A 16,396-nucleotide genomic window follows, 5' to 3' on the forward strand; every position below is an offset into this window, starting at 1 on the left:
TCCTCATTCATTTACGGATGCACCATTTTACCCGTATAATGAAAGGAAAGTTTTTTTTTGGAGATGTTATCTTTGACGCAATCCTTATTTAATTTAACTGTGCGTTATCAATCGCAATTAGAGCGATGGATGGCGACAATATATGATACATTGCATCCTTCTCATTCGGAAGATGAGGAGCTTGTCCGACGTGCCGCCTTTATTGTTCGCAATGGGGCTATTAAAGTTACCAATTACGACCCTTATAATCATCGAATTGACGGAGTTGTCCAAGATGTCGTTCCTGTACAGGTTCGTCTCTTAATTACCGAAGAAGCATCATTTTGTTCTTGTCCTGCTGATGAGTTTTGCAGACATCGCTTAGCAGTTATATTTAGTTTGTACCAACAAAAGTCATCTTTATCCGATTGGCTACAGCAATGGCGTCTTAAGAAAACCGAACAATTATCCTTATTAGCTAATGAACGGACACCTGAAAGCTGGAAGACGGTTGTTGAAGCTACTTTTCACGCAGTCTCTGCAGATGCTAATTGGAAAGAACGATATCGTATAGACTATTCCATTCAAAACATTCAACAGCGAATTAAAAAATTCACACCTTTTGAACGGGAATGGCAGCCCTTATACCGCCTCTTCACTAGTACAGTACTTTTACGAATTCTCCTTACCCAAATCGAAGAAAATGAATTGTTCCATTTAAGAACTACCATCCAATCAGAGATCGAAAACATTCAACATGAAATGCAATCTCTTGCCAATAAACCGCGATTATTTGCAGCTGATCCTTTTTACGACTCGCTAGCAAAGCAAATTCGAGAAATAGCACAAAATACGAATGGACTTTTCGCTTTAAGATTTCAGTTAGTGCGCTTATTTTGGGAACATCTATTTACTGAGAAGAAAATGCGTGAAAAAGAAATGGCCTTTTTCGAAACGAATCGAAGTGATTCTTCTCTCTATTTAGCTCTCTTCTATGTTCTTCTACAAAAAAAGGATTCACTCGAGACTCTTGTAGAAGACATTAACTCTTCACAGTTAGTCGAATGGATCTATGTAGCAAAACTTGCAGAGTCTTTGAACGATCAAGATTCATTGCAAATTTTGTTAACAGCAATTCGTCCTTTTATACACGAATTTGTTAATTCGAGTTTTTCACCTTGGAATCGATCACAGATCATTTCTCAGTTATATGGTTTATATAAGCAAATTGAAATGCCTGACGATCAGCGAGAAGAATTGTTTTGGCAATTCGGTTCCTTTGGGTTGCGTGCATATTCTGATTTCTTAATTGATCAACAACGTTTTGATGATTGGGTTGCTTTACACCATCGATTCTCCTCGACGCTGGATTATGCAGAATCGTGTGGAATGAAAACGGTCATTCAAGAATCGCCTGAAAGTACATTACCTCTTTACCATGTATTAGCCATTAAAGAAGTGCGTGAAAGAAATCGTCATAGCTATAAACAAGCAGTGCGCATATGGAAGAAGATGAAAGCGGCTGCGAAGAAAAGTGGAAAAGTAGATTATTGGAATTCCTATGTACAGGAAATTCAATCAAAATATAAGCGTTTACGCGCACTACAAGAAGAGATACAGAAAGGAAACTTATCATTATGACAAACAATCCTTCTCGTGTATCACCATTCTTAAAACAACTGCATATCTCGATTGAAACGAGTGACGAAGGCACTTTTACTCTCCATGCATACAACGATGAGGGGATGCGCTTATTTGTGGAGCAATGGGTTCCATTTTTAACATTTCGACATGAAGCTTCCTTTTATGGATTACATCATGATGAAGCAGCTCATTTTACTGCTCTCGATATGATTGAAATGTTTTCAAGTGATACAAAGCACCCATTTGTCCAAGTTAATGGTCATTCACCGACTGATCAAGAACTATTAGCTTCACTTGAGAATACAGCTAGTGCATGGAATGACGAAAACTTGTGGGATTCAATTACTTTGGATGAGAATCGATTAGTCATTGATTACCCTGAGTTATCAGAATCAGGTCAATTTGTGTTATCACGTGCTATTCAACAAAAGCTTTATGGTGCTGGATTAACAATGACGGATATTCCAAGCCTGTTGCCCTTCTTTAAACAAGGTGGCTGGCCAATTAAATCGAAAAACCAACAATCAGATGTTGTAGTAGCTATTCGATTGAGTGAACCTGAATCACTTTCAGAAGACTGGCAGTTAGAGACTGTTGTCCGTGGTAAGAAAAGCTCTGTTCATTGGACTCCGCCATTTAGAAAAAAACAGGCAGATATAGCAGACGCCTTACCTGATAAATGGAGAGAGTTTGGAACTTTCATTCAAACAACTCAGGAACAAATGATTGATTTGTTAAATATAGAAGCTGATCCAAACAAGTTTCTTTCGAAAACTTTATCAGACTTAGATGTTCGTGCATTTTTAAGGGATGATGCTGCTCGATTACAAGCATTAGGTTTTGACGTGATTTTACCTTCATGGTTGAAAGCTGTTAAAGAGTCAAAACTTCGAGTTAAGTCAAATGCTAATACAACTTCATTTAAAACCACTGCAGGTTTAAATGAAATCCTGACATTTGACTGGCATTTCTCTTTAAATGGCCAAAAGATATCAGAAGATCAGTTTAAACAGATGGTTGATGAAAATCGCGAATTTATTCGCGCAGGAAATGAATGGTTCAGAATTGATTCAACATGGATGCATGAAATTAGAGCCTTAATGGATCAAACGGACTCTGAAAACTGGACTGTTAAGGAATTACTGTTCCGAGAATTACCTGAGGAACTAACGTTAAATCCGGATGATTTAGAAGAAGATGAAGACCCGTTATTTCAATTTGAATTAACTCAATCTCTTCAAAGATACTTAGAGCAATTACAGGATAAAAAAGGACTGCCAACTACAACGGTCTCTCCTCTTTTATTAACTGATTTACGACCTTATCAGCAACAAGGATTTGACTGGCTTGTCTTTATGCGTGAACAAGGATTTGGTGTGTGTTTAGCGGATGATATGGGATTAGGTAAAACTGTACAGCTCATCGCTTATTTGTTGCATATACACCGCACACAATCCGTCCAGGAACCTTCTTTTATTATTTGTCCAACTTCTGTTCTTGGAAATTGGCAAAAAGAATTGGCACGGTTTGCACCTGATTTACGTGTGCATGTGCATTATGGTCAACTTCGTTCAAAGGATGAATCCTTTGCATCGGAGCTAGCACAAATTAAGCCAGATGTCGTTTTAACCACTTACGGAACTGCTTCACAAGATGCTGAATCATTAAGCGAAGTAACTTGGGCAAGCGTGACATTAGATGAAGCACAAAACATCAAAAATATGCACACGAAGCAATCTCGGGCGATTCGCAAATTAAAAGGTGCTCATCACTTAGCACTTACGGGGACACCAGTTGAAAATCGATTGTCAGAGCTTTGGGCTATTTTCGACTTCATTTATAAAGGTTATTTAGGGAATTTCCGTAAGTTCCAAGAAGGGTTTATTGCCCCAATTGAACGAGATGAATCAGAAGAGCATAAACGAAAGTTACGTGCGAAAATTCGACCATTTTTAATGCGTCGAACGAAACAAGATCCAGATTTGTTATTAAATTTACCAAACAAACAAGAGCAAAGAGAGTATTGTCCATTAACGACAGAACAAGCTGCTTTATATGAAAGCTTAATACAGGAAACGTTGTTTAAACTCGAAACTCTGACAGGATTCGAGAAAAAAGGACTTATTTTAAAGATGTTAAGCAAGCTGAAGCAATTGTGCAATCACCCAGCTTTGTATTTGAAAGAGGGATTTGGGCCAGCCGAGGATATGATGGAGCGATCTGAAAAATTAGCTAGAATTGTTACGCTTGCGGCTGAAATCGCAGCACGCGGTGAGCAATGCCTAATTTTTACACAATATATTGGAATGGGTCATTTACTCCAACATTGTCTATCTGAGCTGTATGACATTGAAACTCCATTCTTAAGTGGAAGTATGCCAAAGCAACAACGTGATAACTTAGTTGAAGCATTCCAAGAAAAAGAATTCCCCGTCTTCCTACTGTCATTAAAAGCAGGAGGTACTGGTTTAAATTTAACTGCTGCAAATCATGTCCTACACGCCGATCGATGGTGGAATCCAGCTGTTGAAAATCAAGCAACTGATCGCGCTTATCGTATTGGACAAACTAAATTTGTCCATGTTCATAAGTTCGTAACGATAGGAACAATTGAAGAAAAAATCGATAAATTATTAAGTGATAAACAAGCATTGTCTGAAGATCTAATTCAATCAAGTCAATGGATTACAGAACTTGATGACAACGATTTACGTGATTTATTAACATTTGGATAGTTTAAAATTGAAACCGGCCGTGCTTCTATCGGCCGGTTTTCTCTCGATTTTGGTACTATCTTTCTCTCGGAATCGTTATTAAGGGTTCTTGAAGTTGTCTTTCAAGAACTTGAATGCGCTCATTCAAATTCGCTATGATACGAATCATTTGTGTCATATGTAATTCCATTCGAATGAGATGTTCAGGAGAACCTTTCATATTGGATGAATTCCTTTCTTCTTGTATAGAAGTATCGTGCAATTGATTTTCAAAATAACCAGCGGTGCGGTCTACCGCGGTTTTCATGCATTAAGTTATTGGTAACTCACGTTGTTCTTCTTCTGTGAAAACAAAATCATTTGGAAGTTCTATCTCTGGTACTGATGTCGCATCGTGTTTGTTTTCTACTTTTGGTTTTGTGGCTAGGAACTGAACTTCTTCACCAACAACTTCCGTAACAAATACTCGACTCCCGTCTTCTTTTTGATAAGATCTTGATTGTATTCGCCCACTGACTCCAATCAAAGATCCTTTCCCACAATACTTAACGGTGTTTTCAGCCAGTTTACCCCAAACTGTACACAAAACAAAATCGGCATCTTCACCTTTCTGGTTCTTAAAAGTCCTCGTAACAGCTAAAACAAAACTTGCTTGAACACGTCCTTCTAACAACTGTCTTAAAACCGGATCCTTCGTAATTCTGCCAATCATCCCTATTTGATTCACTTATTCACCTCCCTCCTTCGCTATATTTCGTATCTTATCGACAACCTTAAATTGTGTGCAACTAGGCAAAAATTTGTTTTGCCTAGTTTTACGCCTCTAATAATTCCATTTTCAACTATGCTAAAAAAAGGTTTTATTGGATATTCGCATGTGACAGTAAGGTTTAGTGCTTTTTTGAAATGACGAAGTTACCCAATTCCTCAAGTTTTTTAATCTTGTGATATAATAAACATACTTAACACTTCATGAAAGGCTGTGATATTTGGTGAAAACGTTTAAAATGTTGTCTATGACAGTGGTTCATAACGATGAAATTCTTCCGATTCCACTAGTGGATGGCATTATTATTAACCAAGAAAACAGCCATCGAGCGTGGATTTTAGAGATGTATATTGATAAGAACGACAGTACTTTTTTTGAACAATTTGAAGAGTCAAAAGAAGTAATTGATGTAAAAGTCGTTATTTCATATCCAGAAAATGAACCTGCTACCTTCGAAGTCGTAGTTTATTCGATTAAAAAAATCGGTGACTATGTTTCCGTATTATTAAAAGGCACATTAAAAGTAGTAAGACGCAAATATGCAGAACAATTACTAAGTGAACTCATTTCAGACGGATTATCCGGAGATGAACTTGTGTCCCGCTTCGAAGCAGATATGCGCTCTCGACCACAACTAAAAAAAGATTTAGCTAACCAGCAAAAGGCATAACACTCTACATGGTCTTATGCCCTTTTTTGATTCTAATACGTGGAAATTACAACTGAGATGGCTGTTTTTCTCACTGAGATGGTCGTTAACTGAGATGGTCGTTATTCTAACTGTGAACCCCAAACTTCTAACCAAAATCGCTGAAATTCTAACTGAGCGACTGCTCACCAACAGAAAAACCCGCGAAAAGCTTTAGCGAGCGGGGCCATTCAAAATCTTGATATGGACTGCCAGCTATGCCTGGCAGTCGTTTTTTGTTGGTAAAAGCTATGTACTCGGATTTATTCTGAACAATTACAACTGAGATGGCTATATTTCTAAATGAAATATCCAGTTTTCTAACCAAAAACCCAAAAGTTCTAACTGAGCCACTCACTCACCACGTAAAACTCTTGAGCAGCGCTAGCTAGCAGGTCCATACAGCTCATTTGCTCGTCAACTGATATCATGACTGCTTAAATAGGAATGCACGCTGTGCATAGCGTCCTTTGCTAAATGCAATAATCTTACTTAACAATGACAATTACAACTGAGATTGCTATTTTTCTAACTGAGATGATCATTATTCTAACTGAGACCCCAAATTTTCTAACCAAGATCGCTATAATTCTAACTGAGCAAATGCTCACCAACAGAAACACGATTTAACCTCCGATTAATCAAAAAATGCCACTGAAATTAATTCAGTGGCATCGCTCAATTACTATCCATTACTGATCTTTATCGTCTGCATCACGCGCATCTAAGTCATCTTCAAGAATTTCCTCTTCTTCTGTGTTTTGATCTTGCATCATGTCTTTGTCTTCATTCTGATTTGTATCGTTATTTTCTGGATTTACGTCGGTTCCATTATTATCTTCAGGGACCATTTCTCGCTCTTCTGTCATGTCTTCCATTGGGGTTTCATTTGTTTCGGGTAAGTCGTTATTACAACCTACAAGCATGAGTGCACTCATTCCGAAAAGGATTGATGCTTTTTTCCACATAAAAAAATTCCCTCCTTTCTCCGGTTCATTCACCACACAGTGTGTGATTCATGGTAGGTTGCCCGGGAAAGGAAGGAACTATCCGATTATGCGTTTTGTTTTTGTTTTAAAAGTGATTCGACGTATGCCGCTTCTGCTTTACACGCATAATCATAGTGAGTGTTCATTTCTTCTTGCATCATTTCGATGTTTGCAATTTGTTGTTCAGACGGTGGCTCATTCAAAATTTTGTCGATGACTTGATTCATTTTCTTAGCAACTTCCTCGTGAAATGCAGGACTTTGTTTGACTTCATCTGATACTTTATCTGTCCATGTTGCAGACTCATTAATATACGTACGCCATGCATGAATGAAATCTTCCATTTGGAATCGATTTTCATCCCATGCGATGGATGCCATATAATTTTCAAAAACCGATGTGATGGAACGAGTGATACTACTCTTTACTCCAGCTGATAATTCTTTATACATGAAGCGTTAACCTCCTACGATGAAAGGCTACACCGTCTGTTGTTAGTATTCCCGCAGACAGCCAGCATTAAACAACTCATAATTATATGTATTTTTATTTTTCTGCTTGGACAACAGGTCCAAGTGCGAATAAAATATCAGTTTCGCAAGCGATTTCTCCATCTACAGTTGCGATGGCATGTCCTTTACCCATTGCTCCACGAAGCTTTACAAATTCAACTTCTAAACGAAGTTGGTCACCTGGAACAACTTGGCGTTTAAAGCGGCAATTATCAATTCCTGTTAAAAATGCTAATCTGCCTTTGTTTTCTTCTTTATTTAATAAAGCAACTCCACCTACTTGGGCAAGAGCTTCAACGATTAATACACCAGGCATTACTGGGTATCCCGGAAAATGACCATTAAAGTAATTTTCATTAATCGATACATTCTTTATTCCAACAGCACGTTTCCCATCCTCGATTTCGATGATGCGATCAACAAGTAAAAAGGGATAGCGATGTGGTAAAATCGCTTGGATTTGTTCAGCTGATAACATTGTTATTCCCCCACGATTTTTATTTCATCCAGCATGTGCAAGCTATTTTCACTTGCCTTTCATGATATCTAGAATGTGTTGCCATGTTTCCCATTTAAGGGCGTTCTTTGGTTCACCGTCACCAATATAGCCGTAGCCAATCATCAAGCCGGCCGCAATAGCACCAGAAAGCAGAGCCAATACGAGAAGAATGCGTAGCCAAATCGGAAAGAGACGAATTTGAACCCACCATGTTTTGTTGATCTCGCCCGACTCCGCTTTAGCAGCTTGATGCTGTTTTCGCTTAGACGCGTTTGATGTATGCTGAACCTTTTGTTCGTCCTTTACTTCATCCGTCATTCGTTAGTTCTCCTTATCGAATCCCGTTTATGAGTCCAAGCATTTGATCTGCCATGGTCACTGCACGAGCATTAAATTGGTAAGAGCGTTGCGTACTTATTAATTCTGTAAACTCTTTGGACATGTTGACATTCGATGCTTCAAGCGTTCTATTTTGCATCGCTATTTCAGCACGATCTGCCCCTTGTAAATTTGTTAAGATATCTTGCTCTGTAACACCCAACTCATCTAAATTTGTAGGTAAGCCAAGATAAGCAGCCGATAAGTTTTCCATGAATTGAGGTTTTTGTAAGACGGATACAGCCAACTGTGTTTGCGTAGTTGTGCCGTTTGGATAACTGACTGTTAGATTACCACCATCAGAAATTGTGAATTTTGATGCATTTTCTTCTAATACAATCGGTGCACCTTCTGAGTCAGCAACTGGATAACCTTCACCATTAACAAGCATGAGTTGGCCGTTTTCCATAGGTGACATATAGAAAGCACCTTGTCTTGTATAGACTGTTTTTGTACCATTCGCTTCGTCTGGCATTAAAATATTAAAATATTGTTTTGGTTCTGAAAAAGCAAAGTCTAATTCACGGCCTGTTGGTTGAAGTGTACCTTGCTTCCAATTCATTTCAGCTTGTCCAAGTACTGCACCTACGCCATATCGAATACCTGTAGGTGATTGACGAGGAGCACGATCCAATTTGTCATTATTGAATTGCTGATACAATAATTCATGGAATTTCACATCGCGCGCTTTGTAACCAGTAGTTGCTGAGTTGGATAAGTTATTCCCGATTGTATCTAACTGCTGTTGCAATTGAGACATTGTATTAGTAGAAGTAATCATCGTTCGAAGCATCAGTAGTTGCCTCCTTTTCTATAGGTTTTAAACGCGTCCAATTTCGTTCACTGCTTTTTCCATACTGCGATCATACGCTTGAAGAACTTTTTGGTTTGCTTCAAATGCACGATAAGCAGTTAGCATATCCGTCATTGTGCGTGCAGAATCCACATTGGATCCTTCCAAAAATCCTTGTTGCATAGAGAAGGTTGCTTCTGGTGTTGTATAAGCAGAAGGTAAATTAGTTTCATCTGCTGTTCTAAATAATCCATTATCCTCTTTAAGTAAGGCCTGAGGATTTTCTGCAAATGAAATGCCAATTCTATTAACTTCTGCGTCATCTACTAAAATACGTCCATCCGCTTCAACCGAAAAATCATCATTTTGAAGTTGAATACGTGTACCTTCATCGGAAAGAACATACAGTCCTTGAGGATTCACTAAAAATCCTTGACCATCTAATGTGAAATTCCCATTTCGAGTATACGATTCACCTTGTCCTTGGTTTTCTAAGCGAAATAAAAATGCTCCGGGTTTCCCTGTAGCGGGATTCGTTGGCACATTTCCATCGATTAGTGCAACATCTGTTGTTAACTCAGTTTCATTTATCTGACCTTGGGTAAATAAAGGAAGAGTTTCTTGCATGTAAACTCCTGCGTTAATGGCTCCCACACGATTCATCGTTTTTAATTGAAGTGGATCGTCGGTTGGAATTTGCGTATTTCCTAATCGAGACATTAACATATCCGGAAACGAACGGATGACAGATTGGTCCGCTTTATAACCAGGCGTATTGGCATTTGCCATATTATTTGTTAATAATTCAGTTCGGCGTTGTTGAGCAATCATGCCAGACGCCACAGTATAAAATCCTCGGAACAAAATCGTCACCACTTTCGAGTTAGTTATGTTAATTATACTAATAAATTCTTATGTCAAACAAGGGCAGTTGGTCATAGTCGACTTGAAGCTTTTCCGATATTGTCTAACATAATCCCGGTTCCAATCGCCACACAGTCCATAGGATGTTCTGATAGGAAGATTGGCACTTTCAGTTCTTCAGCAAGAAGCAAATCAATTCCGTGCATTAATGCTCCACCGCCAGTCAAAATAACACCGCGGTCGATGATGTCTGCTGATAATTCAGGAGGCGTTTTTTCTAAAACATTTTTTGCCGCTTGAACAATCATTGAAATGGATTCTTTCAATGCCTTTTCAATTTCTTCTGAATGAATGGTAATGGTACGTGGAAGACCCGTAATCATATCACGTCCACGAATTTCTAATTCTTCATGACGACTTCCTGCAAACACAGTTCCAACTTTTATCTTAATATCTTCAGAGGTACGTTCACCAATCAAGAGTTTATATTCTTTTTTAATATATTGTAAAATATCATTATCAAAAACATCACCGGCAACTTTAATCGATTCAGATGTTACGATGTCACCCATTGAAAGAACAGCGATATCCGTTGTTCCCCCGCCAATATCAACAACCATATTACCGGTAGGTTGGAAAATATCCATCCCAGCACCAATCGCTGCTACCTTTGGCTCTTCTTCTAAGTACACTTTTTTACCACCTGATTTTTCAGCGGCTTCACGAATGGCTTTTTGTTCTACACTTGTAATGTTCGTTGGACAACAAATCAAAATACGTGGCTTTGAAAGGAAACCTCGAACATTTAATTTATTAATAAAATATTTAAGCATTGCTTCTGTAATATCAAAATCAGCAATCACTCCGTCTTTTAATGGACGAATTGCAACAATATTCCCCGGTGTACGACCGACCATTTGTTTCGCTTCATTTCCTACTGCTAATACACGTTTCGTTTTCTTATCAATCGCTACTACAGAGGGTTCGTTTAAGACAATCCCTTTTCCTTTTACATAGATAAGTACATTTGCCGTTCCTAGGTCAATCCCAATATCTTTAGCAAACATGAACCATGTTTCTCCTTCCCAATTTCCCTTTATATGTATAATCTCTTTTTTACGCTACTAACTGATTATTTTATCATAATACTCAATTAAATACATCCTTTTTCCCAGTATTATTAGATTTCTTACACCCTAAATGAACTGCAAAACCGGTAGCATAAGGTTTCTACTCCTTAAATCATTTCCTCATATTTGAATAGATATATAGAATCTTAATGATTCCAACAAATCTATACGAATCATACATTCATACTTTCCACATAAAAATGCCATGACGTATATTCCGTCATGGCATTTCTGTTGCGGTTTCTTCTTTTTGCTTCCACATTTGTTTTGTTGCTTCTCCACCTCTAATATGTCGGATTGACTTATGGTAGGCGAGAATTTCACTTACTTCATTTGCTAGACTTTCATTGACCAGTCGAAGTCGTTCGGTTAAATCTTTGTGCACCGTACTTTTGGAATAGCCGGTACTTTTTGCAACTGCCCGAACAGTTAATCCTGTTTCTAACACCATTTCACCGAGTCGCAGGCAGCGGTTTCGAATTTGTTCGTGCACGACCGCATCCTTTCTTTCCTGTACGAACTATTTCTACACCATATGCCTATTTCTCCGTGATTAGAACGCTAAATAGTCTCTAGGATTTACAGCTTCCCCATTTTCAAGAACTTCAAATTGTAAATGGATTCCTGCAGTTGGGTTCCAATCATTTTCAATTGTCGTTGCCATTACTTGGCCTTGTTTTACTACATCGCCTTTTTTCACAAGGATCCCACTTAATGAACGATATTTAGTTATTAACCCATTTTCATGCTTAAGAACAACTTCATCACCTGTAAACGGATCAAGATTCACCTCTTCAACCGTTCCAGACAGTGCCGCTAAAACCTCAAAAGGTTGTCCATCCATTGAAATGGATAGTCCACTGTTTGTAGCATACGTTTGATTAAACACGAGTAATGAGTTTTCACGTGTTTCTTCGTCCGCTGTCACATCATAGAAATCTTGTATTACGGTCATTTGATCTAATAAATCTTCATCAAATGGAAACTTAACTGTTTCATTTTGAGCATTTACCGCTAGATCCGTTTCATCTGATCCGTCGACACCCTCAGTTCTTGGCCAATCTCCAGCCACTTCATCATCAGTGTTCACATACGCATTATAGCCCCAAATCATCCCAACGAATAACAATGAGAACCCTACGTATATTGCCGGCCAAAGCCAACCTTGTTTTTTATTCTTTTTCGGTAGAGAAGGATTATTAGATTTTTCCTCTCGCATGTTCATCACCTCTAATTGCTAGTGTTGTCAGAGGTAACTTATTTTAAACATGCTGAATGCAAAGTTTGGAAATTTTTTATTTCTGTATCTTGATAGTAGTGAAAGAGTATGTCCTCAGCCTTTTTTCCTTCATTAGCCATAGCGTTTGCACCATATTGACTCATCCCAACTCCATGACCATATCCTTTTGTTGTTACGGTAATTAACTCTTCATCTATTGAAATATCAAAATCAGTGGATGGTAATTTTAAAATTTCACGTACTTCACGACCTGTCCATTTATGTTGGTTGGTTTTCATTGTTTGAATTCGCTTTGATTCGTTCTCTTCTAAGACAATCGATTGAAGCTGTTCTGCAGACCATACAAAACCAAAAGCTTTGTTCCATTCGCTCAGCGTATATGTTTGCTGTTGTTGAAATTTTGGAGAAATCGAATCCCCTATGCTTTCAGTAGAAGTTAGATAAGGGATTTCAAACCCACTATAATTTTCTGCACTTTCTGTTGCGCCATTACTGGTTGAAAAAAACATAGCCGTAATCAGCTGGTTTTGATAGCTTAAAATTTGTGATTCCGTTTCTTTTACAGCTTGTATTACCCTTTCGTTATTCACTTGTTTTTCTTTTGGAATAAACGCTTGATGAGACACAGTTGGTTTAATAGGGGTTTCCCCATAGTTAGTCGTTTTTAAAGCAAATGTTCTCGCTGCAATCGCTTGTGCTTTTAACGCTTCTATATGGAATGAAGAAGGCATTTCAGCACTGACTACACCTACAATATAATCTTCTAGCGCAAGGGGTTCGGTTATTCCTTCTACTTGAATGAAAATTGGGCAAGCATTGGTTGAAATTGTTTGTAGTTCGGGTGAAGTGGGATTTTTCTTTATTAATTGCAGTGGCAGTAAAAAGAGACAGAGGCAGGCTATAATAATGGCTAGATATCTCATATGTGAACTGTATTCACTACTTGCGATAATTATGACTATCTCCATGAGCATATTAGAAAAAGAACTTGGTTCGTATACATGTTCTGTTGAGGGGAGATTTCAACAACCTCCTATTATTTAAAGATCACAGACATTCAATTCGCATCTCCAAGATGTCGCCCAATCTCCACGACAATAATTAATCGAAACAAGCTTCTATATTAGAAGAACCATCCGATTTTATCCGAACGCCAAATTTTTTCGAGTTTGCGCCAAATTATCAAGTCGTAACGACAAATTCCGGATACATATCGCCATATTCATTGGCAACCTGAAACTTTCAGTCTTACGCTTAATACACTAACTTAACGATTTATTATAACCCTACAAAAAAACCGTCTTCTTATAAGAATAAGAAGACGGTTTTAGGAATAGTATGAATATAAGTGAATTAAACGGTTTGCATTACTTTCTCATCTGTTGATTCAGTATTAACACGTTCAATATCTGCACCTAATGCTTGTAATTTTAAATGGAAGTTAACATAACCGCGATCTAAATGGTATAGCTCAGTAACACGAGTAACGCCTTCTGCAGCTAATCCAGCTAGAATAAGAGCTGCTGCTGCACGTAAGTCCGTTGCTGCAACTTCTGCACCTTGAAGATCTGAAGGACCTTGCATGATCACTGAACGACCTTCAATTTTAACATTCCCGTTCATGCGACGGAATTCTTCTACATGCATGAATCGGTTTTCAAATACAGTTTCAGTTACGATACCAGTACCCGTAGCAGTTAGCATCAACGACATCATTTGCGATTGCATGTCTGTTGGGAAACCTGGATGTGGCATTGTCTTAATATCAACCGAAGTTAATTTACCAGAAGAACGAATTCGTAAGCCCTCTTCTTCTTCATTAATCTTGACACCCATTTCTTCCATTTTAGAAATTAATGCTGCCATATGTTCTGGAACTGCATTCTCGATAATCACGTCACCATTTGTTATCGCTGCAGCTACCATGAAAGTACCAGCTTCGATACGGTCAGGAATAATATGATGAACTGCGCCTTCTAGTGCTTCCACACCTTCAATGCGAATCGTGTCAGTTCCTGCGCCAATTACGCGACCACCCATTTCGTTAATGAAGTTCGCTAAATCGACAATTTCTGGCTCTTTTGCTGCATTTTCAAGAATTGTAACACCCTCTGCAAGTGCAGCTGCTGTTAAAATGTTCTCTGTCGCTCCAACACTTGGGAAATCCAGATAAATTTTAGCACCTTTTAATCTACCTTCAGATTTAGCTTCAACATAACCATGTCCAAATGAGATTTCAGCACCCATTGCTTCGAATCCTTTTAAATGTTGATCAATTGGACGTGAACCGATTGCACAACCACCTGGAAGTGCTACTCGTGCAAAACCATTACGTGCTAATAAAGGTCCCATAACTAAGATTGATGCACGCATTTTTCGAACATACTCGAATTGTGCTTCACTTGATAATGTAGCTGATGAATCAATCACCACTTCGTTTTGCTTTGGAAAGTATTGAACATCTGCATTCAAACTTTTTAAAACTTCATGAATTGTATAAACATCTGCTAAATTAGGTACGTCACGAATAATATTTTTCCCTTTTGAAGCAAGTAATGCTGCAGCTAAAACCGGTAACACCGCATTTTTTGCACCTTCTACTCGCACTTTACCTTTTAACTTTTGTCCACCTTTTACAACTATTTTATCCACCGTTTGACCCTCCAACTTCTTTGTAATTTTCTATTTATTCTCTCAATTTTCAACTTGTATGATGTCATTAATTAGGAATTAAAACATTTCCAATGTTACAGGCAATTCATTTTTTTAACAAGGACCGATGCCCTTATTTTTTTAATTTTTTTTGTCGATTTCCCTGCCTTATATGATACGTAAGTCATAGGATGTTTGTGTCGGTACATTCCCAATTCTAAAAAACTATCTATCTATGTGCGCATGCATTATAATAATCTGTTCCCTACCAATACATATGCGAAACCTATTTCGACAAATTATTTCCCGGGTAATACAAGTTTTCTTCATGTCCTTACATACGACTCTCTTCATATGCCTGGACATGAAGAGAACTTTATTGAAATAAATAAGGTAATTGGTTTGACCAACCCGATATCGTTAAAAAGAAATTCGAGACTGATGTCCCAATCAAAATACTCAAAAATATATATAGTAGCTGAGCTTGAAAGACATGATTCTTTTTAATGAATTTATCAATCATTAATGCTTGTAAAGCGTAAAAGGATACACCAATAAAAAACACATGAGATATGATACCAAGTACTGCTTGTTGTCCCATTGCTTCAAACATATAAACCCCTACTTTCATTCATAAATATACAGGAAATACTTTAAGTAAATCTTCTCCCTTTTTCCGAACGACTTACCATTTTTCATTTTCCACATTCATAAACTTCACACTTTGTACTTCTTGAGAACCAAAGCGTTCACATGATCATTCATGTTACTACTGAAACAAATAGTCGAATCAAAAAAATCAGGTTCTCCGTCAAATGTTGGGGTGGAGTGAAAATCACTTCACCTCATCCAACGTGATATCCTATTTTTTTATACTTGTGTGTTAATAATATCTTTGCTCGGAATCGCATGAAGCTTCTGAAGCCAAATGCATTTCTTTTCATAACTTTTGTTAGATTATTAATTCCCTCCAGAAAGCCATTCGAGAGATTGTAGGCAAAGCTATTTAAGATTTCGATTTGCCAATTCTGTAGGGTCTTAATGACACGGTTAAATTCCGGAATATTGGTTTGGGTAACGAGTTGATAAAATGATTGTAAAAGCTCTTTGGTCTGGAGAATCTCCTCCGGGCCATTTTCTTTTGCCTGAACAAACCACTCATTAAACTTTTCTTTCAATTCATACGCTTGCTTAAGCTCATCTGACATGGAGAGATATCGATCTAAATACCAGCGATCTTCATCGGTTAATTTTTGAGAATTCCGATGGAATACATATCGCATCTTTTTACACTTCTTACGATCATAATCATTCCAGGTAGCCTGTATTCGTCTACGCACTCCATCAAGTGCCCAGTAAATATAGCGCACAAAATGAAATCGATCTGCGACAATAACAGGTTTACCAAGTGCAGCGATTACCGCGGCTTTAAATGCGGGACTCATGTCCATAATGACAACTTCAACCTTGGCTCCGTACTTTTGGAGATAGTGTTTAATCGTCTTCTTATAACGATTTGGTAAAATGTCGATTGGTTCTTTTGTG

18 protein-coding genes are annotated in these 16,396 nt (G+C 37.9%); 3 read left to right on the forward strand and 15 right to left on the reverse strand.

What is annotated here, in order from left to right:
• Window positions 1-63 precede the first annotated feature (63 nt).
• Together AC3EA5_RS10145 and AC3EA5_RS10150 are read left to right on the forward strand one after the other, a co-directional pair.
• Window positions 64-1,620 (forward strand): hypothetical protein, encoded by a 1,557-nt coding sequence (locus AC3EA5_RS10145; RefSeq protein ID WP_488608247.1) that lies wholly within the window; start codon window positions 64-66, stop codon window positions 1,618-1,620.
• Window positions 1,617-4,358: a DEAD/DEAH box helicase gene (locus tag AC3EA5_RS10150; protein WP_488608235.1), complete on the forward strand. Its 2,742-nt coding sequence runs from the start codon at window positions 1,617-1,619 to the stop codon at window positions 4,356-4,358. The genes AC3EA5_RS10145 and AC3EA5_RS10150 overlap by 4 nt, the downstream gene beginning before the upstream one ends.
• A 55-nt stretch (window positions 4,359-4,413) precedes the next feature.
• Here AC3EA5_RS10150 and AC3EA5_RS10155 read toward each other — a convergent pair whose 3' ends face one another.
• Together AC3EA5_RS10155 and AC3EA5_RS10160 are read right to left on the reverse strand one after the other, a co-directional pair.
• Window positions 4,414-4,644, reverse strand: coding sequence for a hypothetical protein (locus AC3EA5_RS10155; RefSeq protein ID WP_394190249.1), 231 nt, complete (start codon window positions 4,642-4,644; stop codon window positions 4,414-4,416).
• Window positions 4,645-4,647: 3 nt separating this feature from the next.
• Window positions 4,648-5,064 (reverse strand): single-stranded DNA-binding protein, encoded by a 417-nt coding sequence (locus AC3EA5_RS10160; RefSeq protein WP_488608236.1) that lies wholly within the window; start codon window positions 5,062-5,064, stop codon window positions 4,648-4,650.
• Between the two features lie 265 nt (window positions 5,065-5,329).
• Between AC3EA5_RS10160 and AC3EA5_RS10165 the strand changes: the two genes are divergently transcribed.
• The gene (locus tag AC3EA5_RS10165) at window positions 5,330-5,776 is read left to right on the forward strand and encodes a YwpF family protein (protein WP_394190253.1); all 447 of its coding nucleotides are present in this window, start codon (window positions 5,330-5,332) and stop codon (window positions 5,774-5,776) included.
• Between the two features lie 710 nt (window positions 5,777-6,486).
• Here the strand turns inward: AC3EA5_RS10165 and AC3EA5_RS10170 are convergent.
• The 13 genes from AC3EA5_RS10170 to AC3EA5_RS10230 all read right to left on the reverse strand — a co-directional run.
• Window positions 6,487-6,762, reverse strand: a complete 276-nt coding sequence (locus AC3EA5_RS10170) for a hypothetical protein (RefSeq protein ID WP_488608237.1) — start codon at window positions 6,760-6,762, stop codon at window positions 6,487-6,489.
• A gap of 86 nt (window positions 6,763-6,848) precedes the next feature.
• Entirely contained in the window at window positions 6,849-7,235 is a 387-nt protein-coding gene (locus tag AC3EA5_RS10175; RefSeq protein ID WP_488608238.1) for a hypothetical protein, read from the reverse strand.
• Between the two features lie 94 nt (window positions 7,236-7,329).
• The gene (fabZ, locus tag AC3EA5_RS10180; RefSeq protein WP_488608239.1) at window positions 7,330-7,773 is read right to left on the reverse strand and encodes a 3-hydroxyacyl-ACP dehydratase FabZ; all 444 of its coding nucleotides are present in this window, start codon (window positions 7,771-7,773) and stop codon (window positions 7,330-7,332) included.
• 48 nt (window positions 7,774-7,821) lie between these two features.
• Complete coding sequence (locus tag AC3EA5_RS10185) at window positions 7,822-8,112, reverse strand: DNA-directed RNA polymerase subunit beta (RefSeq protein ID WP_394190263.1); 291 nt, start codon at window positions 8,110-8,112, stop codon at window positions 7,822-7,824.
• Window positions 8,113-8,125: 13 nt separating this feature from the next.
• Window positions 8,126-8,965: a flagellar hook-basal body protein gene (locus tag AC3EA5_RS10190; protein WP_488608240.1), complete on the reverse strand. Its 840-nt coding sequence runs from the start codon at window positions 8,963-8,965 to the stop codon at window positions 8,126-8,128.
• Window positions 8,966-8,992: 27 nt separating this feature from the next.
• Window positions 8,993-9,829: a flagellar hook-basal body protein gene (locus AC3EA5_RS10195; protein ID WP_488608241.1), complete on the reverse strand. Its 837-nt coding sequence runs from the start codon at window positions 9,827-9,829 to the stop codon at window positions 8,993-8,995.
• Between the two features lie 71 nt (window positions 9,830-9,900).
• Window positions 9,901-10,896, reverse strand: coding sequence for a rod shape-determining protein MreB (mreB, locus tag AC3EA5_RS10200; protein ID WP_488608242.1), 996 nt, complete (start codon window positions 10,894-10,896; stop codon window positions 9,901-9,903).
• A 283-nt stretch (window positions 10,897-11,179) separates the two neighbouring features.
• Window positions 11,180-11,452: a sporulation transcriptional regulator SpoIIID gene (locus tag AC3EA5_RS10205; RefSeq protein ID WP_394190271.1), complete on the reverse strand. Its 273-nt coding sequence runs from the start codon at window positions 11,450-11,452 to the stop codon at window positions 11,180-11,182.
• Between the two features lie 60 nt (window positions 11,453-11,512).
• On the reverse strand, window positions 11,513-12,178 hold the full coding sequence (locus AC3EA5_RS10210) for a peptidoglycan DD-metalloendopeptidase family protein (RefSeq protein ID WP_394190273.1): 666 nt from the start codon (window positions 12,176-12,178) through the stop codon (window positions 11,513-11,515).
• Window positions 12,179-12,216: 38 nt separating this feature from the next.
• Complete coding sequence (gene spoIID / locus AC3EA5_RS10215) at window positions 12,217-13,122, reverse strand: stage II sporulation protein D (protein ID WP_488608243.1); 906 nt, start codon at window positions 13,120-13,122, stop codon at window positions 12,217-12,219.
• A 430-nt stretch (window positions 13,123-13,552) separates the two neighbouring features.
• On the reverse strand, window positions 13,553-14,851 hold the full coding sequence (gene murA / locus AC3EA5_RS10220; protein WP_488608244.1) for a UDP-N-acetylglucosamine 1-carboxyvinyltransferase: 1,299 nt from the start codon (window positions 14,849-14,851) through the stop codon (window positions 13,553-13,555).
• Between the two features lie 376 nt (window positions 14,852-15,227).
• The gene (locus AC3EA5_RS10225; RefSeq protein WP_394190279.1) at window positions 15,228-15,464 is read right to left on the reverse strand and encodes a DUF1146 family protein; all 237 of its coding nucleotides are present in this window, start codon (window positions 15,462-15,464) and stop codon (window positions 15,228-15,230) included.
• A gap of 232 nt (window positions 15,465-15,696) precedes the next feature.
• A partial coding sequence (locus tag AC3EA5_RS10230; protein WP_488608245.1) for an ISL3 family transposase occupies window positions 15,697-16,396 on the reverse strand: 700 nt, incomplete at its 5' end.

This window comes from Paenisporosarcina sp. (assembly GCF_057785155.1).

Bases quoted from the DNA above. Each gene is read 5' to 3' on its own strand.
- AC3EA5_RS10145 (WP_488608247.1), top strand. From the start codon at position 64: ATGTTATCTTTGACGCAATCCTTATTTAATTTAACTGTGCGTTATCAA.
- AC3EA5_RS10150 (WP_488608235.1), top strand. From the start codon at position 1,617: ATGACAAACAATCCTTCTCGTGTATCACCATTCTTAAAACAACTGCAT.
- AC3EA5_RS10155 (WP_394190249.1), bottom strand. From the start codon at position 4,644: ATGAAAACCGCGGTAGACCGCACCGCTGGTTATTTTGAAAATCAATTG.
- AC3EA5_RS10170 (WP_488608237.1), bottom strand. From the start codon at position 6,762: ATGTGGAAAAAAGCATCAATCCTTTTCGGAATGAGTGCACTCATGCTT.
- AC3EA5_RS10175 (WP_488608238.1), bottom strand. From the start codon at position 7,235: ATGTATAAAGAATTATCAGCTGGAGTAAAGAGTAGTATCACTCGTTCC.
- fabZ (WP_488608239.1), bottom strand. From the start codon at position 7,773: ATGTTATCAGCTGAACAAATCCAAGCGATTTTACCACATCGCTATCCC.
- AC3EA5_RS10185 (WP_394190263.1), bottom strand. From the start codon at position 8,112: ATGACGGATGAAGTAAAGGACGAACAAAAGGTTCAGCATACATCAAAC.
- AC3EA5_RS10190 (WP_488608240.1), bottom strand. From the start codon at position 8,965: ATGCTTCGAACGATGATTACTTCTACTAATACAATGTCTCAATTGCAA.
- mreB (WP_488608242.1), bottom strand. From the start codon at position 10,896: ATGTTTGCTAAAGATATTGGGATTGACCTAGGAACGGCAAATGTACTT.
- AC3EA5_RS10210 (WP_394190273.1), bottom strand. From the start codon at position 12,178: ATGCGAGAGGAAAAATCTAATAATCCTTCTCTACCGAAAAAGAATAAA.
- spoIID (WP_488608243.1), bottom strand. From the start codon at position 13,122: ATGAGATATCTAGCCATTATTATAGCCTGCCTCTGTCTCTTTTTACTG.
- AC3EA5_RS10225 (WP_394190279.1), bottom strand. From the start codon at position 15,464: ATGTTTGAAGCAATGGGACAACAAGCAGTACTTGGTATCATATCTCAT.